Below are 20210 nucleotides of genomic sequence, written 5' to 3' on the forward strand. Positions count from 1 at the left end.
GGTGCTTGTAATGCATAAGGGAATTGTGATGAGCGAACTCGAAACTAGCATACGCAAGGTATTCGCGGAGATCTGGGCGCAAGAGAAGGAGTCCAAGCAACCGGAGTTGTCGCCTGACACGGTGCTTTTGGAGACGGGTCTTGATAGCCTGGGCTTTGCCATCTTCGTCTCGATGCTGGACGAGGAGCTTGGCTTCGATCCGTTCACAATCTCCGAGGACTCGTACTATCCTCAGACATTTGCCGAGTTCGTGGCCTTCTACGAGAAGTACCAGCCGAGAGCATGACCGCACTGGTGGATCAGATAGCAGCCCCAGAGATTGTGGGAGCCGGGCACAAGCTCGTCACACGGGATGCTCTTCAGGCGTACACCGCGAGCCGAAGGGTCGCCGAGACGGCCTGCGTTGCCTTGAGCTTCAACGATCCGCTGCTCCTGGTCCGCGCTTTGGCTGCCCTCGACGGCCAAGTCGAAGCGATGCTTCTTCTATCTGGCGTGCTCGACCGGGAATCGACCGTGAAGCTGATGGCACAAGTCGGTTGCGACATGCTCCTTACGGATAGGAGTGAATTGAACGGGTTCGACAACGCCCTGGGCTTCGATTTGGCCATTGCCGAAGGCCGCGGCGCGGCTGGGCGGACGACGAAATGGCTGATGACAACGTCAGGGACGACCGGGCTGCCCAAAGTCATTCCGCATACGCTCCAATCCCTGGCGCGAAGCGTCTATCGTTTCGCACCTGCCGATGCGCCGACATGGGGCCTGCTGTACGACCCGACCCGGTTTGCCGGCCTGCAGGTTACTCTGCAGGCCCTGATCGGCGGCGGGCGACTGGTGATCGCGAACACGCACAAACCTCTCGCAGAACAGATCCAGGAGCTCATCAACCACGGCTGCACGCATCTGTCCGCCACGCCCACGCTCTGGCGTAGGATCCTGATGGTGCCAGACCACAGAAAACTGCAGCTGAAGCAGGTGACGCTTGGCGGTGAAATCGCCGACCAGGCAACCCTCGATGCGCTTCGCGCTGCGTTTCCTGACGCGAGAGTCACGCACATCTATGCGTCCACAGAAGCAGGTGTCGGATTTTCGGTGAATGACGGAAAGGCTGGGTTCCCAGCAGCTTATCTTCGAGTTGCGCCGGGTGGAATGAAGTTAAAGATAGTCGACAACATACTCTGGCTCAGGCCACCGCACACCCCGCCGCCGAACAGTCCGGGAATAGAAGTCGACGCGGATGGATTCGTGCGATCGGGCGACTTGATCGCCGCGGAGACGGACCGGCTGCTGTTTCTCGGCCGAGAAAACGGCCTCATTAATGTTGGCGGCGTGAAGGTCTATCCCGAAACGGTCGAGAACGTGGTGAAGGACATCCCGGGGGTTGCATTGGCGCAAGTGACTGCGAAGAAGAGCCCCATTACGGGCACGCTCGTTGTTGCCGAAGTGTTGCTGGAGGCGAGCGCCGACCCGGCCTGCGTCAAACAGGCGATCCTTGAGTCCTGTCGAGCCAAACTCGTACGGGAGGCGGTGCCGGCTATCGTGCGTTTCGTCCAAGGATTTGAAACCAATTCCGCAGGCAAGCTTGTACGCAATGGAGGCACGCCGGAATGAAGACAGTGCTGATCACCGGCGTTTCGCGCGGCTTGGGACTTGCTACGGCGCGGCGCCTGCTCGCCGACCCGGAGAATTACCGGGTGGTTGGGACAAGCCGCACACTCAGCGATGCTTACGGCGAACTCGTCGAAGAAAACGAAGGCCGTGTTGAGTTCCTCAAGAGCGATCTCGGTGATATCGACAGCATTCCGGCTTTGATCGGTGGCGTCGTCGATCGGCACGGACCGCTCTGGGGATTGGTGAACAACGCCGCTATCGGTACCGACGGCGTCCTCGCGACCATGCACCAGACCGATATCCAAAACGTTCTGACAGTGAACCTGATGGCGCCGCTCGTGCTGGTGAAGTATGCATCGCGTGGCATGCTCGCGAAACGACAAGGCCGCATCGTGAGCGTCTCATCGATTATTGCATCGACGGGGTTTCATGGGCTGGCAGCCTATGCGGCGTCAAAGGCCGGTCTCGAAGGAATGACACGCTCGCTTTCGCGCGAACTCGGCAAGCGCAACATCACAGTAAACTGTGTCGCGCCGGGCTACATGGAGACGGAAATGACAAAGGGGCTGGATGTGCACAAGATGGCTTCGATCCGGCGTCGCGCACCGCTTGGGCTTGCAGAGCCGGAAGATGCCGCAGGAGCAGTGGCTTATCTTCTCGGGCCGGAAGCGGGCAGATTAACCGGAACGGTCATCACTGTGGATGGCGGAAGCACGGCGTAGGCTACAAAGGCGAAGAAACAATCTGTACTGGTCATTTGATCGATTAGCTACAATGCGCGTGAGCTCCTGATTTGCTCCCGTTGGCCCCTTGCCCTGGAGCGCGTGCGTTCTGATGGTTGAGTGACTGCGACGGCTTAAGCCACCCGAAGTAAGATAATCCAGCGGTTACGGACTTGCCCCAACGCTGAACCGTGGGCCTAAGCGTCATCCGACGAACGCCCTGGCGCCAGTGGATCGCCTAATTCTTTGTCGATGTGACAATTCGATTGGCGTCTGACCTCGAAACAATGGACTATGGCGTGGACCTCGGCCCAAACTCTTAGAGTGCTGAAGACGGTGCTAATCAGTCAATAACGTGAGTTCCTTACAAGATGAACATGCGGGAAGCTTTCGACGAAATGCTGATTTCAGATGGTGGTTGCCGTCCGGCATATTGTCACTTCAAGGACTGGTTCGATCGTGAGGATCCCGCGCGACTTCGGGCGAAACAGCGGGAGGCGGAGGATCTTTTTCGCCTGACGGGCATCACCTTCAACGTCTACGGCCGGGAGGAAGCAGAGGAAAGGCTCATTCCCTTCGATATTGTGCCGCGTATCATCACGGCCGACGAATGGCGCAAGCTGAAACGCGGCCTGGAACAGCGCGTCAGCGCGATCAATGGCTTCCTATACGATATCTATCACCGCCAGGAGATCGTGCGAGCCGGCCGTCTGCCCGAGGAGATGATCAGCCGCAACGAGGCGTTCCTGCCGCATATGTGCGGCGTGGCGCCGCCGGGCGGTGTTTACACGCACATTCTCGGCATCGACCTTGTTCGCACCTCCGAGCAGGAGTTCTTCGTTCTGGAAGACAACGCGCGCACGCCAAGCGGCGTGAGCTACATGCTCGAGAACCGCGAAACGATGCTGCACATGTTTCCTGAACTCTTTTCTCAAAACCGGGTTGCGCCTGTGCAGCACTACCCGGCGAAGCTCCGAAGCAGTCTGGCCGCCTGCGCGCCTGCCGGTACGACCGATGCCCCAACAATCGCTGTTCTGACGCCTGGCATCTACAACTCTGCCTATTTCGAGCACGCGTTTCTCGCGAACGAGATGGGAGTGGAGCTAGTCGAGGGCCATGATCTCAGGGTCGTCGATGGCAGAATCGCGATGCGTACGACGGCAGGCTACAAGCCGATCGATGTTCTTTATCGGCGTGTGGACGATGATTTCCTCGACCCGCTCAACCTGCGTCCCGATAGTCAACTGGGTGTTCCAGGACTTCTCGATGTTTATCGTGCGGGTGGCATCACAATAGCCAATGCGCCGGGAACCGGCATCGCCGACGACAAGGCGATCTACAGCTACATGCATGACATCATCGAGTTTTATACGGGCGAAGCGCCGATTCTGCAGAATGTTCCGACTTGGCGCTGTTCGGAAAGCGAGGGCCTTGCCTACGTGCTCGACAACCTCCAGGAACTGGTGGTCAAGGAAGTTCACGGATCGGGCGGTTATGGCATGATCATCGGGCCGACCGCGACGAAGAAGGAGCTTCGCGAGTTCAGGAATAAGCTGGAGGCGCGGCCGGGCAACTATATCGCGCAACCTACACTGAGCCTGTCCACGGTTCCGACCTTCACGCGCGCCGGCCTTGCACCTCGGCACGTCGACCTGAGACCGTTCATCCTCGTCCGCCCGGACAGAGTGGACATCACGCCAGGAGGTTTGACGCGCGTGGCATTGAAGAAAGGCTCTCTCGTGGTGAACTCGTCGCAAGGCGGTGGAACGAAGGACACTTGGGTTCTGGAGGATTGACCGGCGTGTTAGGTCGAACCGCAAACGGGCTATTTTGGATGTACCGCTACCTTGAGCGGGCGGAAAACACGTCACGGCTTATCGAAACCGGTCAGAGGATTGCCCTCACGCGACTTCGGACGTCAGACGAAGAATGGCGTTCGGTCATGCAGACGGCGGCTGTCTGCGACGGATACGATTTGACGCACGACGAAGTGACGAAGGATTCGGCCATCGACTGGATGCTTCGGTCGAAGGAAAACACGTCTTCGGTCATGTCAGCGATCACGGCGGCTCGGCAGAACGCCCGAAGCGTGCGCACCGCTTTGACATCGGAACTGTGGGAGGCGATGAACGCCGCCTACATGACCACGTCGAGGCGCCTCTCACGCAAGGTGCCGGAGCGCGACCTGCCCGATCTTCTGAAGGCGCTGCGGCACAGCACGGCGCTGGTACGTGGGATGACGCATGGTACGATGCTGCGAAACGACATCTACGATTTCTCGCGGATCGGCACGTTTCTGGAACGTGCGGACAACACTGCCCGGATCCTGGACGTCAAATACTATGTGCTTCTGCCCTCCCTTTCGGCGGTTGGATCTTCCATCGATAACGTCCAGTGGGAAACCATTCTGCGATCGGTTTCCGGGAGGGGCGGCTTTCGGATGACCTACGGCAGCATGCCACAGGCTCGCGACGTCGCCTGCTACCTGATCCTCGACGGCCGGATGCCGCGCAGCATTGCGTTCAGCACGGGCAAGATACGTGACAATCTTGAGTATCTATCCATCGACTACGGCATTCAGCCCCCATCACTTGAGCTGGCGCGAGGGCTGTCGGATGCTTGCGCCTCGACAAGCATTGAGGAGATCTTTCACACTGGGCTCCATGAATATCTTCAGACCACTCTTTTCAGGCTGTCCGCTCTGGGCAAGCAGATCGAACGCGACTTCAGGTTTTACAACTAGATCATGACACTCCTCATCAGGCACATCACCAGTTATCGGTTCGAGAGCCCGCCTAACTACGGGTTGCAACAGTTGCGAAAGACGCCGAAGTCCGGCCGTGGTCAGACCGTCGTTTCTTGGAGCACAGAAGTGGTCGGCGGCCGAAAGGAGCTGTCATTCGAAGACCACCATCACAACACCGTAGATCTGGTGAGCTTCGATGGATCGGCGAATGAAATCGTAATCACAAGCTTCGGAGAAGTCGCCGTCGATCAGACCGACGGCGTTGTCGGCCCCAGTTTCGGGCCGTCGCCGCTGTGGCTGTACCTGCGCGAAAGTCCGGCGACGAAATTCGGGCGCGGCAGCCGCTCTCTCGTTCAGGAAGTGGAAGACGGCCCGAATCTTGAGCGCCTACATGGGCTGAGCCGGGTCGTGCGTGAGGCGATCGAATATCAGCCGGGCGTATCGCTGGCAGACTGGACTGCCGAGGATGCCATTTCGCACGGACGCGGCGTTTGCCAGGATCACACGCAGGTCTTCCTTAGCTGCGCCCGAATGATGGGGTTTTCGGCGCGCTACGTATCTGGATATCTGATGCTGAACGACCGCGTTGATCAGGAAGCCATGCATGCCTGGGCCGAAGCCCATGTCGACGGTTTGGGCTGGGTTGGCTTCGACATATCGAACGGAATTTCCCCGGATGCACGCTACGTTCGGGTTGCGACCGGGCTGGACTACAAGGATGCTGCCCCGGTAACGGGCATGCATGTCGGGGGAAATTCGGAAACGCTCTCCGTCGAGATCCAAGTCGCCCAGCAATGACTGGACTTTCATGACCTACTGCGTCGGAATGCTACTCAATCGTGGGATCGTGTTCATGTCCGACACGCGGTCGAACGCAGGGATCGACAACATCTCCACCTTCTGCAAGCTTCACACGTGGAGCCTGCCGGGCAGCAGCGCCCTGACGCTCCTCACATCGGGGAACCTCGCGACCACGCAGGCGGTCGTCAGCCTTCTCGACGAGCGCTCGAAGGCGCAGGACCGGCGCGAGCCTACCCTGCTAAAGGCCGAATCCATGTTTCAGGCCGCGCGCGTGGTCGCGAACACTTTGCACGAGGTGATTGACGAGCGCGGAAACCAGGGTCCGCAGTCCGAGGGCCCGTTCGCCGCGACCCTCATTCTTGGAGGTCAGATCAAACCGGGACCTTCCCGGTTGTTCATGATCTATCCCGAGGGCAACTTCATCGAGGCGGGGCCGGATACACCCTTCTTCCAGATCGGAGAGATGAAGTACGGTCGCCCCATCCTCGTACGCGCCTACGACCCGGGCATGAGCTTCGAAGACGCGATGAAGCTTCTGCTCGTCAGTTTCGATTCCACGCTGAAGGCGAATCTGACGGTTGGCGCGCCCTTCGATTTTCATATCTACGAAACCGATCGATTTGAAATTGGCCGCACTGGCAGGATCGAATTGGAGGATCCCTATTTTCAGAGCGTTTCGAAGGGCTGGGGAGATGCATTGCGGTCAGCTCTCGACAGCATCCCGGCGTTTCGTTTCGATGCCTAGCCGACCGATCGAAGATGGCCCGTTTGGAAGGCGCCAAACGGCCGCCTCGAAAAAGACCTATGGTCATGACTTCGGCAATGGGGCCGTCCTGGTCAAGTGGTGTTGGAAGAGCATGATCTATTGTCTGAAATGGCGTTCGTAGCGGCGCTTGTCGTATTTGACAGGCTTTCCACGAGACGTCCGCCCGAAGATACAGGGATTAATCCGTTTTTTCAGGACTTCACGGAGCCAGGTCGCGCAATAAGCCCGGTCAACCAGCAGTCATTGAAGCGATGGCCAGCGGTTCAGAAAAGCTGCCGCTCCGGTGTAATCGCAGAGTTGACGTTAAGTCATGTAGAACCTGATGGGGCGCTCGATGGTTTCGGTGACCGCGTGCAGCGTGGTGTTTATGCCCCCCCATCGCTTCCAGCGGACGTAGAGAGACGTCGGTGGGCCATGCTCCTTCGGGGCCTCCCGCCACCCTATTCAGCTGCGATTGATGAAGATGAAACCACTTAGCACGTGCCGGTCATCAACACGCAGCTTGCCATGGCTTTTAGGGAAGAAGCGCTGAAGACAGGTCATCTGCGCGTCCGTCAGCCGGCAAGGATCAATCATCATGAGGTATCCAAGCGGAGCCTGCTACATGCTGAAAGCCCAAAATCAATGGGTCCTGACCCTACGCCATAGGAGATTGCCAGGTTCGAAAGGATGAATTGCGCGCCTTGAGAATGATCCGAATCCAGCCAAACCCATCATGTTTCAGTCGTACCGGCGATTGCTTGCACCTCTTCGAATGCGCGCCAAGCTACAAGAATCGCGCCACAATGAGGCAAGCCAATCGAAAATTATCTCATTTAGTCCAAACTCTTGCCCGACTGCCAGAATAGGTCGGCTGCTGAACATATGCGTTCAAGCAGGTGACTTGCTGCCGAAACCAGGAGCCGGGCCTGTTGCCGACGCAGATTTGAGCGAGCGTGAACGGCAATGCCTAACCACCAGGTTGAATTTTACAATGCCAATCCGGCGAACATCTTCACGACTTCTGTCGGAAGCATGTTCACGTGGACGGGACCTGCGACGGCTGACGGAAGTGCCACGATCACCGATAACGAAACCGGCATCGGGGGGCAGACGCTTGACGACGACAGTGCCGGTGGCGAAACCGCGACCGCGACCGCGACAATCGGCGGGAACACGTCTACTGGGTCTACAGCCGACGCGGAACTCGTCTGGACGGTAAGGGACACGGTCACCGGCGCGACCTTCCAGGTCGCTCAGTTCCAGGTGGAAAACGGCGCGGCGGCGGGTTTCTACACGCTGTCCGAACAGCCGCTGATCGTGAACCGCGTCTACGAGGTTGTCGCCTACGACACCAACTCGAACGCCGATGCGGGCGATATCGCCTTCACCTATGCGGATTTCGTGTCTCTCCCCCACGTCATTTCCGGAACAAGCGGCGATGACGTCATCGATTCCTCCTACGCTGGCGACCCGCACGGCGACATGATCGACAGTGGCGCGGGCGCCGGGCCTTCGGGCAACGCAGATATCGTTGATGCGGGTACCGGGGACGACACCGTGGTTTCGGGCGCGGGCGACGACACCGTGACAGGCGGGTCGGGAAACGACTCGATCACCGGCGGCGCCGGGAACGACGTCATCTATGGCGACAGCAATGGCGCCACGTCCACTTCGGAAAATCTGAACTGGGCGGGAAGCGGCGCCGACGAATCCAGCCTCGCGGCCGGGTTCACCCAGAACACGGGCGAGATGAACGTTTCGGTCTCATTCGCCAGCGACGGAGACAACAACCCGCTCTATCAGGTCGAGAGCACCGACTCGATCTATGTCGGCAGCGGCGAGCCAATGAGCTCCTCGTCCAGCACCTATCTTTACGGCAACGGGCTGGGGGCCACGTCCACGACGACGATCAACTTCGCAGCCGCCCCCGGCAGCAACATGAGCGACGAGGTCCAGAACGTCGTCTTCCGGATCAGTGATATCGACGCGTTCGATGGCAACCATCTCGATGTCGTGACCGTGAACGCCTACGACGCGAACGGTAATCCGGTCACCGTCACTATCACGCCAGGCAGCAATGACAGCCTGTCGGGCAACACGATCACGGCCGGCAACACGCTCGATTCCCCGAACCAGCTGGCCGGCTCGGCCCTGATCGAGATCGCGGGACCGGTGGCCTCGATCGAGATTATCTACAGCAATGCCGAGGACACGCTGACCGGTTCCTATACCGGCACCCATGCCATATGGGTCTCGGACATCCATTTCGACACGATCGTGCCGACCGACGGCGACGACGTGATCGACGGAGGCGCTGGCGACGATTTCATCGACGGTGAAGGCGGCGATGACACGCTGATCGGCGGGGTCGGGGCCGACATGCTTTCCGGCGGCGCCGGTAACGACAACCTGACCGTCGCCCAGGGCGATGTGGCGACGGGGGGTGACGGCGACGACGTCTTCACCTTGGCGGAACTTGGCGAAGCCGGGATGGCCGGCATTACCATTGTCGGCGGCGAAGGTGGCGAAACCAACGGCGATACGCTCGACTTCAATGGGCTCGTTGACCTGTCTACGTTGACGATCACGAACTCCAACGATGCGGCTGGCGGTCTTAGCGGCACCGTCCAAATGTACGACGGCACGCTGGTCAGTTTCTCCAATATCGAGAACATTATCTGCTTCACTCCCGGCACGCGGATCCTGACCGAGCGTGGAGAGCTCCCGATTCAGTTCCTGCGTCAGGGCGATATGGTCGTGACCCGCGACAATGGTTTGCAGCCAATCCGGTGGATCGGAAGCTCCCTCGTGCCTGGCACGGGCAAGTTCGCTCCGATCGCGATCGACACCAACGTACTTAGCGATGCGAAACGACCGCTTCTGGTGTCGCCGCAGCACCGAATCCTCATTCAGGACCTTCGTGCCGAATTGATGTTTGACGACCCCGAAGTGCTTGTGTCTGCGGCCCACATGGTAGACGGCGTGTATGTCAGCAGGAGGCCGTGTCCGCTCGTCACGTACATCCATATAATGTTCGATCAGCACGAGATTATTTACGCCGAGGGTGCGGCCACCGAGAGCTTCCACGTAGCGGATGCGGGCCTCGCGGCGCTCAGCGATCAGGCACGCGAGGAGATGTTCGACGTCTTTCCGCATCTGCGCGGCGACATCAGCCTTCACGGTGCCACCGCGCGCCGGTGCCTGAAGCGCTACGAGGCCGAGGCGCTGCTTCGGGACAACAATCGCACGCGTCCGCGGCGCGCAACTCGTTTGCAGGCCACAGCTGCCGCGTGATGCGAATCTTCGGCCCCCAAGCATACGGCCGCGAATTAACGCGATTTCTAGAGTCGTGCTTGCGCTTCCCTTGATTGACACGCCGGATTGCAAAAGCTCTTCAACTCCCGGAGCTCGCAGATCCTGCAACTGCGCGTCTGGGCGCGTGCGCACTATTTCTCGTTGGATTGGTGCAAACATCGGTATAGACGGCAATGGCCGAACTCGATTGCGGCATTGACGGCTGACGCTTCGACATTGCCGGTTCAGCGTGACCCGCGGCGGATGCGGGCATAGCGCGCGACGCCAGTCAGTGCACGCTGCGCCACACTTCCTGAATGCGGTGGAACTTGACGCGTTCCGGGCGAGGTTCAGCCAGTGGTTTCGCATGAACTGCTGGAAAAGCTGGCTGTGCTGGCAGTCCCGGGCTATCCGGTCACAGCCCAAAAAGCCTGTTTGCAGGGAAATTACAGGGAAATGGGCGCGTTTTTCGGACCTGCGCGACGATTTCCGCGCTGATTAGTCACGCTGTTGCAATGCGTTGCGAGGCCTTTCCCTGCGCGCCATAACAGGGAACTGAAATTGCCAGATCAGGGAAATTTTCAGGGAAGAACAGGGAACAGAACAGGCAAAACAGGGAACCACGTGGCCGTGCACCTACCACCGGTCGCGGTCATCCCCGGGATGGATACTAGATATGATGACTGGTGGCGTGAGCTCTTGTTCCGTTCTTAACGGATCAATTCTAAGCTGATGCAGACGATCTGGTGAACTCCCCCGCGCAAGGCGCCGCAGAGTAAGCCGCCCCCGGAACCGGTAATCACCTCGGGACGACCCGGGCGGACAAGGTCACTCCGACGAGGACTGACCATCCCGATGGGATCCCACCCGGTCCGCCCCCTGTCACAAGGTTGCGGCACGAATTCCACAGTGAGCGCCCTTCACGGGCATCCAGAGATTTGTCCGGTCGGAACACGGTCTGGACATCGAAAAAAGGAAGACAGCAATGTCTTACACCATCAAAGAGATCGCGGTGGGCGATCTGACACCTTGGTCGAAGAACGCCCGGACCCATTCGAAGAAGCAGCTCCGCCAGATCGGCGAGAGCATCCGGACGTTCGGCCTCACCAACCCGGTGCTGACCGACGCGACGAACACGATCCTCGCCGGTCACGGCCGGGTCGCGGCGGCGAAGCTCATCGGCATGAGCCATGTTCCTTGCGTCCGGCTCGAGCACATGACACCGGGTCAGAAGCGGGCCTATGTGCTCGCCGACAACAAGCTCGCTGAATCCCGGCTGGGACGAGGAGTTGCTGGCCGAGGAGTTGCAGGCGCTGATGGGCATCGAAGATCTCGGCTTCGGCATCGGGATGACGGGCTTCGAGCTCGGCGAGATCGACACGGTGATCACCGGGCTCTCTATCGAGGAGCCGGGCGATCCGGAGGATGATGTCCTGCCGGCCGCAGCCCCGCGTCGGGTTCATCCGGGCGATGTCTGGCAGCTCGGGCGGCATCGGCTGGTCTGCGGCGATGCGCTCGATCCGGGTGTGGTGGCGACGCTGATGACGGAGGAGCAGGCGCGAATGGTCTTCTCGGACCCGCCCTACAACGTGAAGATCGACGGCCATGTCGGCGGGTCGGGGAAGATCAGGCACCGCGAGTTCGCCATGGCCTCGGGTGAAATGACGGTTGGCGAGTTCACCGGATTTCTCACGCGCGCGTTACGCAACATGGCCGAGCACAGTATGGACGGCTCGATCCACTTCCTCTGCATGGACTGGCGCCACATGGGCGAGATGCTGGACGCGGGGCAGGCGGTCTACGGCGAGTTGAAGAACCTGTTCGTCAGGGCCAAGGACAATGGGGGCATGGGCACCTTCTATCGCTCACGCCACGAGCTGATCTTTGCATTCAAGAAGGGCGAGGCCCCCACGTCAACACCTTCGAACTTGGTCAGCATGGCCGCTACCGCACTAATGTCTGGCAATACCGGGGCGTGAACACGATGCCGGCGGGCCGGATGGAGGAACTGGCGCTGCACCCGACCGTGAAGCCGGTGCAGATAATCGCCGACGCGATCCGCGACGTCTCGGGGCGCGGCGAGATCGTGCTCGATCTCTTCGGAGGCTCCGGCTCGACCCTGATCGCGGCCGAGAAGACCGGGCGGCGAGGATACCTCACCGAGCTCGACCCGATCTACTGCGACCGGATCCTCACGCGCTGGGAGGCTTATGCGAAGGATGAGGCCGAGCGCCTAGTCTGCGGCTGGCCGCAACCACTCGACCGGTTGGAGGCGGCGGACTGAGCGGGCAGGGGAAGGGCAGGCCATCCCGGGCGCTCACCATGCGTCCGGGCTACGATGTGGGCTACGGCAAGCCGCCTGAGGGGGCGCGCTTCAAGCCGGGCCAGCCCGGCAATCCCCGGGGCAGGCCGAAGGGCGCGAAGAACCGGAGGCCGGCGCTGCACGAGGAACGGATGAAGGCGATCATCCTCGACGAGGCGTATCGGACGATCACGGTCCGGGATGGCGACCGCAACGTTACCGTCCCGATGGCGCGGGCCGTCATCCGGTCGCTTGCCGTCAATGCCGCGAAGGGCCAGCACCGGGCCCAGCGGCTCTTCGCGGAACTCCTCTTGTCGACCGAGAACGCCAACCGCGCCGTGCACGACGATTGGCTTGAGACGGCCATCAGCTACAAGGTCGAATGGGAGGTCGAACTCGAGCGCCGGACCCGGCTCGGCATCACCGACCTGCCCGAGCCGCTGCCGCATCCCGACCATGGCCTCATCGACATGGCAATGGGCACCGCACGGATCGTCGGGCCCTCGACGAAGGAAGAAAAGGCCAAAGGGGACCGGTTCGTTGCGCGGAGAGCCGACTTCAGAGAAGAGGTCAACGAGTTGACGAAGATGCTCAAGGCGGAGACCAAGCCCAACATGCGCCGGATCCTCTCCGACGACATCGCGCACGCCGAGAAGATCATCGGCATCATCGACGGCGCGCTTAGCGGCAAGCCGGTGAGGGGTTAGGGTGGGCTCGTAGCCGCCAAGCGGCGGTGTAGCGGTCGCCGTCGACTTGGCTCCATCTTGCCGTCACTCGGAGACATTGACCGGTTCACCTTTCGCTGCGACGCAGCTTTCGCATTGCTGCCGTTCGTGAACTGCGCAGGATTTCACAGATTTCATAACGGCAGCGCGAAAAAGCATTCCAATCGCTAAAATGAGCCTGTTCACGGCTCTACCGAGCAAGTTGTCATGAGCTGGGTTGTTGAGCCGGACGGCAGAAACGCCCGGTCCATTTAGCTGAGTCTCTCAATTACCAGACGATCCATTCACCCGAGGGACGTGTCCATGCGGATGTCGCCGGCGCCTCTGTAAAGACATCGCTCAGAGGCGCCATATGGTCTGGGTTGGAATGGAATCGTGCCATTCCCTCGGCGTCCATCCAGACGTCTACGCCGAGTATCTCCATCGACGGCGGCTGGCCGAGTTGAGGCAATGCCATGTAGATTTCGTGCGATATCATCCCCTCCAGACGCGCGGCATTAATCGTGTCGTTGGCCATCTGGTTGAAGCCTGCCAGCGCCGCTTCGCGCGACTTGGCCATGCCGCGCAGCAGACCGACGCAGCAAGGCTCGCGTCCGGCAGGAACAGGCAGATTATATGCGGCGAAGTCCGCCGCCTTGCCCCAAAGATCCCGCTGCGGCTGACCATCAAAGATCATCCCGCCGCCAGCCTGCACCTCTGCACCGGAAAAGAACTTGTCAAAGCCTTCGCGCGAGTTCCACAAGTCCATGATCAAGAGTTCGGTTGCGTCGCCATCGGTGTCGCCGATCGGCACATAGACGTTGTGGCTAAGGTCGCCCAATGCGCGTGCTGCAGCGACGCCATCGGGGTTGCCGGCGGTCATATTATGTGTCGTGCGACTGTCCTCCCACGTCGGAGGCTTCAAAGCGCCACGAATAGTCAGCAGAAAAATGTCGTCAATTTTGGTCATCGGAATGTTCCTGTGTTGGGAAGAGTTTGCTTGAGACTGTGCGGTGCCGCTCAGTGCTACGATCGGCAGCCAGGCGAGGCCGGACGCTGTGACTTGTCGTCGGGAGAACGTCGTTTTGTCGAATCGGTCCATGGCGATGCCCTCGGTCGTTTCTCGAATAGGGGGCACGCTAAGGGGCATGAAAATATGATCAAGAACATATACTCAGCCCTGCTAGTTTTGGGGAATCAAACGGAAAGGACGCCCATGCCGTATTCTTCAGAGCACAAGAATGAGACCCGAGAACGTATCCTTCGCAGCGCGCGGCACTTGTTCAATCGGAAAGGCTTCGTGGCAGTGACGGTCGGCGAGGTAATGAAGGAGTCGGGCCTGACCCACGGTGGATTCTATAATCACTTCCGGTCAAAGGAAGAGCTTTACGCCGAAGCGATCATGCAGTTCGGGCGCAATGATCCGCCAGAACACTGGCAGACGCTTGGCTTTGACGGCACCGCAGAAGGCGAGCGTTTGGCGCGGCTGATTGTCGACGCCTATCTTTCGCGCGAGCATCTCGACGACCGCGACGGTTCCTGCCCGATGGTTGGTCTGCCCAGCGACGTGGCACGGGGCGGGAGCAAGCTGAAATCCGCGTTTCAACAAGTCCTAGAAATGATGGTGGGCGTCTTCGAAGCCGGAATGCCGCATGACAAAGTCCCGACACGCGAGCGGGCCATTTGCATGGTGGCATTATGCGTTGGAGGCATGGTTCTGGCGCGCGCGGTCGAAGACGAGAGTTTGGCGGACGAGTTACGGAATACAGTGCGTAAACGGGCAAATACTCAGTTCAGCCCAACACCCGAGGCACGTACGAATTGAAACGCCAGAAACTGTTGCGCCACCGATATGGCATTGCTTTTTTTTCAATTGCCTGGCCCAAGCAAACAGGACGAAGCCGCCGTTTGCAGGTTGCGCGTGGCAGTAACGATCAGTCGCCAATCACTGCGAAAGGACTTGCCGGATGTGACTGACCGCGCGATCTAAGCGATGTCTCTTCGCAGGTATCCGTGACCTTGATCCGTGGTGCATTGCAACCGCGATCGAAAATGATGCAACTGTGTCCATGGTCGTGGAAACACCCCCCCGGAATGCTCCGGTAAGGTTCAAAAACGCGAGCCGCGTTCTGCTCACCATGAAAGTAATAGATCGATCCCAAGTCCCAATTCATATCCAGAATGGTCGCGTCCCCAAAGTCTATCAATGCGGTCAGCCCGTCACTATCGCAAATCAACTGCCTTTCATGAATGTCGGAATGGCAAAGCACGCTATTCCCTTCCTTTACGACGGTGGAAACCTGTCGCAGATGAGCAATGATTTCAGGTGCAATGTCGGGTGCCGCGGAAAAAACAGGATGAATGAACCCGTGTTCCCAAGTTTCGGGCAGAGGATTCTCGAAGCGTTGCATAACCCCCTCTACGGGGGTTGTTTTCTGGCCGATCAATGTCGCCTCTCTCAACATGATTGGCTTGCCGAATAGTTTTGTTGGCAAGCGATGTAGAGCAGCAAGTGTCTCGCCAATGTCTCGGCATACACCTACGGACAATGAACCCCGTCTTGGGTGTGATCCGTGGACAAAGACATCGAGGCTCCAGCGCCTCCCATCAAGCAGCAAGTTCATTTCATGCGAGCTCGATAGTGTCTCGACAACCCGCCCGCCCATTCGAAAAATTTCTGCCCTGATAAGAGCATCCAATTCGCTAGCCAGGACCCGATCGCCGTCCTCAATGATGCGTAGTGCATAGGTTTGGCGATCCGAATGAACCTTCCAGACGGAACAGGTCGCCCCCTGAACGCAGGAGTCGATTTGGCTCAGGCTTTCACCAATCTCAGAAAGTAAACCAGTAACGAAAGATCGCAACTCGTGCGCGTGCAAAAAAACCGTCCCTTCCACGGATGATCGTGTCCTCGCTCATACATAACACGAGGTCGCCAACAGGGGTAAGTTGGGCTCCCGCCGGACCTGCGGCAGCGCGGCATGGTAGGGCCTGATACCGGCATCGGGTCGGCGATGAGGTGGCATGCGGCGGAGCGGAGGAACCGTCATGAAGATTGCACATTTGCCCGCTATTCGCGCCTGCCGGCCAGCCTGGAACAAGGGCCGCATCGTGGGTCGGAAGCGCCCGCTGCTGCCAAAGCATGTCTGGGCGATCCGAGTCCGGCTCGAGATCTCGGAAAACATCCGAGACGCTGCACTGTTCAATCTCGCGATCGACAGCAAGCTTCGCGGCTGCGACCTCGTGAAGCTCATTGTCGCCGATGTCTATGCTGCCGGCCAGATCAAGGAGCGAGCATCGATAATCCAGAGCAAGACGCGAAAACCCGTCCGCTTCGAAATCACCGAAGGGACGCGCAAGTCGCTCGCAGCGTGGCTGCACGATCCTATGATGGTCGGCTCCGAGTATCTTTGGCCCGGCCGCTTCCATGAACGGTTACGCATTCCCACTCGCCAGCATGAACGGCGCGTGCGAGATAGGGTCTCATCAATTGGGCTTGAGCCGAGCGCATATGGCACGCATTCGATGCGCCGCACCAAGGTCGCCCAGATCTATCGTAAGACGGGCAACCTGCGCGCGGTCCAGCTCCTGCTGGGCCACACCAAGATGGACAGCACGGTGCGATACCTGGCGTAGAACTTGAGGACGCGTTAGCGATAGCCGAAGCCGTAAAAATCTGAACTGTTGGGCCGCCCCGACGCGGACGGCCCATTGCGGCCATCCGCGTGCCCCATTTGACGCTGCAGTACCGCTCCACCGAAGCGGCCATCCGTCAAGTTCGCAGCAATTGTAACCGCCAATACGTGCGTTGCGCGGAACAAACCCAACCTTCGCCGCTGCAGCTTCAATGTCTGCCGCTGGAGCTTAGCGATACTGGTTTCCGCAATGCCGCGATAGAGACCGTTCGCGGCCGGTGCTCGCCGCCGGCACACTCGGCAGTTTGGTCGCGACAGAAAGCCTAACCAAGCCGCGCCTCAACATGGCTTCGTCTAAGAAACCCTATCATGGGCAATCGTACCTCGAGCGACGAAACTGAGCCCAAGTGCGGCGCTGGACAAGTCTGCGAGGCGCCGCTGATAGTCTCCCGTGAAGAAGGAGGGTGTTTTTGAAGAAGGTCGGGCAGCAGTGTCCCCTATTTGAGTAGAGACTGCAAAATTCGTGCGAGGTCCTGAACGCTGGAAACTCGCACTGCATCGTCAGTGAGAGAGGCCCTGCGCCAGCGCGCCGGCTTCAGTTCTTCACTGTCGGCATGAAAACGTGGGATTTGCCGAACATGCGGGCCGAGACAAGGTCGGGCGAAGCGATCTCGATCCCGGCTCCGTGCAGCTTTTCCAGCACTGCCCAGTTCAGCCGGGACCGGCTCTCGTTCAGCCGGTCCGGCGTCGCGGGGCGTCCGTGTATCTGATAAACGACGGAGTAGTCCTCGATCTCTTGGACCCAGACCGAGGCGCCGGTCACGCCGGCGGCGGTGGCGGCCTGTTCCAGCAGGGGCTTCACGACGGAAGGATCGACGTCGAAGCCGAGCGACACCGAGGTCGAGATGACCGCGGTCTCGGCCGGCATCTGCTTCACATGGTGCATCAGGACATGCGTGGAGGGGAAGGAGATGCGTTCGCCGAGTTCCGTCCTCATCTCGACGCGCAGAAGCTCGATCCGCTCGATCCGCCCGAAGACGCCGTCGATCGTCAGGTACTGGCCTTCCTTCAGGTTCCAGATCGGCCGCAGGAGCATCCCCGCGAGCGCGTTTCCGGTGATGCTGGTCGAGGACAGGGCGATGAGCGCGCTGAGCGATATGCCGAAGAGAGTGAGGACCGAGGAGCGGTTCTCGGGCGTGAAGGGCAGGAGGATGATCAGGAGGAACAGCACGGCGAGGACGACGGCGCTCATCATCGCGTAGCGCGTGACCAGCCGGTCACGATGCGTTCCAAACAGCCGGTGGAGCGTGCGGTTGGCGTAGTAGATGGCCGCCACCGCCGCGACCAGCAGCGCGACGGTCCACAGAAGATCGTTCAGCAGGTGGCCGAGCGTGTAGTTCTCGTCATGGATGTTGAAGACCTGCGCACATGCCGGGCCGGGGACGAAAAGGGCCGCCGGCGCAAGTCGCGCGGGGTTGGGGAGAAATCTCATAGTCCGGTCGCCTTCTTGATCGCGGGAAGGGAAAACACTGCAAAACCGAAGGCCCTGAAGCAGGTCACGGCGAGGATGACGATCGCGCCGACAATGTCGGTGATGCTGACGAAGATCGCGGGGAAGCCGTACAGGACGCTGACCATGGCGGTGAACGCGAGCGACATCGCTACGATGACGACCAGCCCGAGATTTTCGAGGAACCGCTGATGCGCCGCGATCAGCGCCAGCGCGAAGCCGATCTTGCAGAGCATGATCGTCCCGAGAAAACCCGCCGCCGATTTGACCGGGAACAAGCCGAACGCGAAGAAGTAGGCCGGCGGGAAGAAGAGCGACGAGATCATCACAAAGAGAAGCGCGATGGCCGCGAGGAGCGCAATCGCCGCCAGGACGAGGATGACGCAGGCAAGGACGAAGGTCACCATCCCCTGCGTCCGGCCCGCGACGGCGTTCGTGACGACCATCGGCGCGGCGATCAGGAGGACGGTCATCACGACGAGGAGGTCGAAGACGGCGAGCGCCCCGATCCCGTTGCCGACGCAGGCCCCGGCGAGTTCGAGCACGACGGCCAGGACGATCAGTGCGACCGCCGCGACGAAGGGAACCTTGCGCGTCTCAGCCATCGCGCAGCAACCCTTCGAGGCCCTCGGGCAGGACGCAGAGACAGGTCGGGCCTTTGTAGCCGTCGCGCTCCTTCCCCTCGCTGAACAGCATCCTGTAGAGCGCATAGGAGCTGAGGCAAGCCTTCTGGCCCGCTTCGTCCTTTGGAACCGGGTCGCATTCGGGATTGGTCCCGATGCCACCGAGGGCGGCGCCGGAGAGGGTGCTGAGCGCATAGACGGCGACGAGGACGATCAGCGCCTTCCAGACGATGCGCCTGTTGACGATGACGGCGCCGGACGGTCCGCCGGGCTGCGTCCCGAGAAGCCAGCGCGCGCCGAAGCCGAAGAGCGCCCGGAAGGGCCAGGCAATGGCCTGCCACGGGAAGCGGAAGCCGCGGCCCGGCCGCTTGCCGGGATCGGCCCCGGCACCGCCGCCCGCCTCGGTGGGCGCAGGCGCGCGGGGCACGACATCGAGCGTCACCGAGGGGCTGGCGGCCGGGTGCTCGTCGCCGGCGGCATGGGTGATCAGCCGGAGCTTGCGGGCCCCGGCGGAGATGCCGGCGGGCACCTCGGCCGCGACGACGATGCGCGCCGTGGCGCGGGGGCCGAGCTGGCGCAGGGGGCCGTCCTCTACCGTGAACCAGCCGGGCGCGACGTCGCCTTCGCCGGTTACCGAGAGCCGCACCTCGACGGGCTCGGTCAGGGTGTTGGTGATGGTGAACAAGAGCCGCGCCTTCCCCGACCCGTCGCAGGAAAGCGCGCGTACGAGCGGCGTGATCTCTACCTTGTGGCCCATGGGAGGATCGCGCCGGGCGTCATCGGATCAGTTCGCCGTTTCACGGAGTTTCTGCCAGAAGAGGAACGCGAGGACCGCCGTCATGATGCCGGTGAAGTAATCCGCGACCGGCAGCTTGATGAAGAAGACCGCCGCGAGAAGGAGCGGGGCCCAGAAGCTGAGAAAGCAGTGCAGCTTCGTGAAATGGCGGCGGATGGCGATCCCGACCATGATGGCGCAGAACAGGCTCGATCCGATCCAGAGCACCGCTGCCTGACCGCCGGCTTTCACGTTGTCGCGCCCGAGTATTTCGTCGAGGACCGTCCCCAGCACGGCGCCAACGACGAAGGCGAGGACGAATGTGACCGCCCCGCCGATCAGCGTCACCAGCCAGCTCCTGCGCGGCTTGGGCGGCTGGACGACCGGCGCTTCGGGCGGGGGCGTGACCGTGACCGGAATGGCCCCGCTTTCGTCGAAGCGTTCGCCCGGTTCCTTGAGGTCGAAGACCAGAAGGCTGAACGCGAAGCTGCCCGGCGGCGCGCTTTTCGGCGCGTCGAGATGCACGTCGACGGCGAGGTCCTCGCCGGGGCGAAGGCGTTTGCTGTTGCCGATATCAACCGAGAGCCACGCCTCCGGCAGATCGCCCTCGGTAACGACGCGGACGCCGACCTCGAGGCCCTCGTCGGCGACGCACCGGGCGGTGTAGGAGGACGTGACCCGCGTCCCCGCCTCGCAGGTCATGGGTGTCAGAGTGTCGGAAAAGCTTACGATGCTGCTCAAC

At 60.5% G+C, this 20210-nt stretch carries 18 protein-coding genes and 3 pseudogenes; 14 read left to right on the top strand and 7 right to left on the bottom strand.

Annotation, left to right across the window (positions count from 1 at the left end; translation table 11 throughout):
• Nucleotides 1-10: 10 nt before the first annotated feature.
• The 7 genes from DEA8626_RS16400 to DEA8626_RS16430 all read left to right on the top strand — a co-directional run bounded on the left by DEA8626_RS16400 (nucleotide 11) and on the right by DEA8626_RS16430 (nucleotide 6622).
• Nucleotides 11-286 (top strand): acyl carrier protein, encoded by a 276-nt coding sequence (locus DEA8626_RS16400; protein WP_219929215.1) that lies wholly within the window; start codon nucleotides 11-13, stop codon nucleotides 284-286.
• Nucleotides 283-1608 (top strand): ANL family adenylate-forming protein, encoded by a 1326-nt coding sequence (locus DEA8626_RS16405; RefSeq protein ID WP_108854305.1) that lies wholly within the window; start codon nucleotides 283-285, stop codon nucleotides 1606-1608. Before DEA8626_RS16400 ends, DEA8626_RS16405 begins: the two co-directional genes overlap by 4 nt.
• Entirely contained in the window at nucleotides 1605-2330 is a 726-nt protein-coding gene (locus DEA8626_RS16410) for an SDR family NAD(P)-dependent oxidoreductase (protein WP_108854306.1), read from the top strand. Before DEA8626_RS16405 ends, DEA8626_RS16410 begins: the two co-directional genes overlap by 4 nt.
• Nucleotides 2331-2701: 371 nt before the next feature.
• On the top strand, nucleotides 2702-4126 hold the full coding sequence (locus DEA8626_RS16415; RefSeq protein ID WP_108854307.1) for a circularly permuted type 2 ATP-grasp protein: 1425 nt from the start codon (nucleotides 2702-2704) through the stop codon (nucleotides 4124-4126).
• Nucleotides 4127-4131: 5 nt separating this feature from the next.
• The gene (locus DEA8626_RS16420; RefSeq protein ID WP_108854670.1) at nucleotides 4132-5073 is read left to right on the top strand and encodes an alpha-E domain-containing protein; all 942 of its coding nucleotides are present in this window, start codon (nucleotides 4132-4134) and stop codon (nucleotides 5071-5073) included.
• Between the two features lie 3 nt (nucleotides 5074-5076).
• Nucleotides 5077-5874, top strand: a complete 798-nt coding sequence (locus DEA8626_RS16425; protein WP_108854308.1) for a transglutaminase family protein — start codon at nucleotides 5077-5079, stop codon at nucleotides 5872-5874.
• Between the two features lie 10 nt (nucleotides 5875-5884).
• A complete protein-coding gene (locus DEA8626_RS16430; protein ID WP_181366492.1) occupies nucleotides 5885-6622 on the top strand; it encodes a proteasome-type protease in 738 nt (245 codons plus the stop codon).
• Between the two features lie 123 nt (nucleotides 6623-6745).
• Here DEA8626_RS16430 and DEA8626_RS21410 read toward each other — a convergent pair.
• Nucleotides 6746-7219, bottom strand: a pseudogene (locus DEA8626_RS21410) (transposase); the annotation flags it as partial.
• A 438-nt stretch (nucleotides 7220-7657) separates the two neighbouring features.
• On the opposite strand from DEA8626_RS21410, the gene DEA8626_RS16435 reads away from it, so the two are divergent.
• From DEA8626_RS16435 to DEA8626_RS16445, 5 genes and pseudogenes are all read left to right on the top strand, one after another.
• A complete protein-coding gene (locus DEA8626_RS16435; protein ID WP_245890896.1) occupies nucleotides 7658-9919 on the top strand; it encodes a Hint domain-containing protein in 2262 nt (753 codons plus the stop codon).
• 964 nt (nucleotides 9920-10883) lie between these two features.
• Nucleotides 10884-11120, top strand: a pseudogene (locus DEA8626_RS21630) (ParB/Srx family N-terminal domain-containing protein); the annotation flags it as partial.
• Between the two features lie 40 nt (nucleotides 11121-11160).
• On the top strand, nucleotides 11161-11898 hold the full coding sequence (locus tag DEA8626_RS21635; protein ID WP_281261503.1) for a DNA methyltransferase: 738 nt from the start codon (nucleotides 11161-11163) through the stop codon (nucleotides 11896-11898).
• A 5-nt stretch (nucleotides 11899-11903) separates the two neighbouring features.
• Nucleotides 11904-12203, top strand: coding sequence for a DNA methyltransferase (locus tag DEA8626_RS21640; RefSeq protein WP_281261505.1), 300 nt, complete (start codon nucleotides 11904-11906; stop codon nucleotides 12201-12203).
• Between the two features lie 38 nt (nucleotides 12204-12241).
• Nucleotides 12242-12928, top strand: a complete 687-nt coding sequence (locus DEA8626_RS16445) for a DUF5681 domain-containing protein (protein ID WP_108854310.1) — start codon at nucleotides 12242-12244, stop codon at nucleotides 12926-12928.
• Between the two features lie 286 nt (nucleotides 12929-13214).
• On the opposite strand, the gene DEA8626_RS16450 is transcribed toward DEA8626_RS16445, so the two are convergent.
• Nucleotides 13215-13895: a hypothetical protein gene (locus tag DEA8626_RS16450; protein ID WP_181366493.1), complete on the bottom strand. Its 681-nt coding sequence runs from the start codon at nucleotides 13893-13895 to the stop codon at nucleotides 13215-13217.
• A gap of 246 nt (nucleotides 13896-14141) precedes the next feature.
• Here DEA8626_RS16450 and DEA8626_RS16455 point away from each other — a divergent pair, with 246 nt between their 5' ends.
• Entirely contained in the window at nucleotides 14142-14750 is a 609-nt protein-coding gene (locus DEA8626_RS16455) for a TetR/AcrR family transcriptional regulator (protein ID WP_108854312.1), read from the top strand.
• A 109-nt stretch (nucleotides 14751-14859) separates the two neighbouring features.
• Here DEA8626_RS16455 and DEA8626_RS16460 read toward each other — a convergent pair whose 3' ends face one another.
• Complete coding sequence (locus DEA8626_RS16460) at nucleotides 14860-15822, bottom strand: aminoglycoside phosphotransferase family protein (RefSeq protein WP_108854313.1); 963 nt, start codon at nucleotides 15820-15822, stop codon at nucleotides 14860-14862.
• 151 nt (nucleotides 15823-15973) lie between these two features.
• Between DEA8626_RS16460 and DEA8626_RS16465 the strand changes: the two are divergent.
• A pseudogene (locus tag DEA8626_RS16465) lies at nucleotides 15974-16605 on the top strand (tyrosine-type recombinase/integrase).
• A gap of 550 nt (nucleotides 16606-17155) precedes the next feature.
• Here DEA8626_RS16465 and DEA8626_RS16470 read toward each other — a convergent pair.
• The 4 genes from DEA8626_RS16470 to DEA8626_RS16485 are packed head-to-tail and all read right to left on the bottom strand — an operon-like array spanning nucleotide 17156 to nucleotide 20209.
• Nucleotides 17156-18052, bottom strand: coding sequence for a mechanosensitive ion channel family protein (locus tag DEA8626_RS16470; RefSeq protein WP_108854314.1), 897 nt, complete (start codon nucleotides 18050-18052; stop codon nucleotides 17156-17158).
• Nucleotides 18049-18675 (bottom strand): hypothetical protein, encoded by a 627-nt coding sequence (locus DEA8626_RS21125; protein ID WP_181366494.1) that lies wholly within the window; start codon nucleotides 18673-18675, stop codon nucleotides 18049-18051. Before DEA8626_RS21125 ends, DEA8626_RS16470 begins: the two co-directional genes overlap by 4 nt.
• Nucleotides 18668-19450, bottom strand: coding sequence for a hypothetical protein (locus DEA8626_RS16480; RefSeq protein ID WP_108854315.1), 783 nt, complete (start codon nucleotides 19448-19450; stop codon nucleotides 18668-18670). The genes DEA8626_RS21125 and DEA8626_RS16480 overlap by 8 nt, the downstream gene beginning before the upstream one ends.
• A gap of 27 nt (nucleotides 19451-19477) precedes the next feature.
• Entirely contained in the window at nucleotides 19478-20209 is a 732-nt protein-coding gene (locus DEA8626_RS16485; protein WP_146188893.1) for a hypothetical protein, read from the bottom strand.
• Nucleotide 20210 lies beyond the last annotated feature (1 nt).

It is taken from the genome of Defluviimonas aquaemixtae (assembly GCF_900302475.1).
Lineage (GTDB): Bacteria > Pseudomonadota > Alphaproteobacteria > Rhodobacterales > Rhodobacteraceae > Albidovulum > Albidovulum aquaemixtae.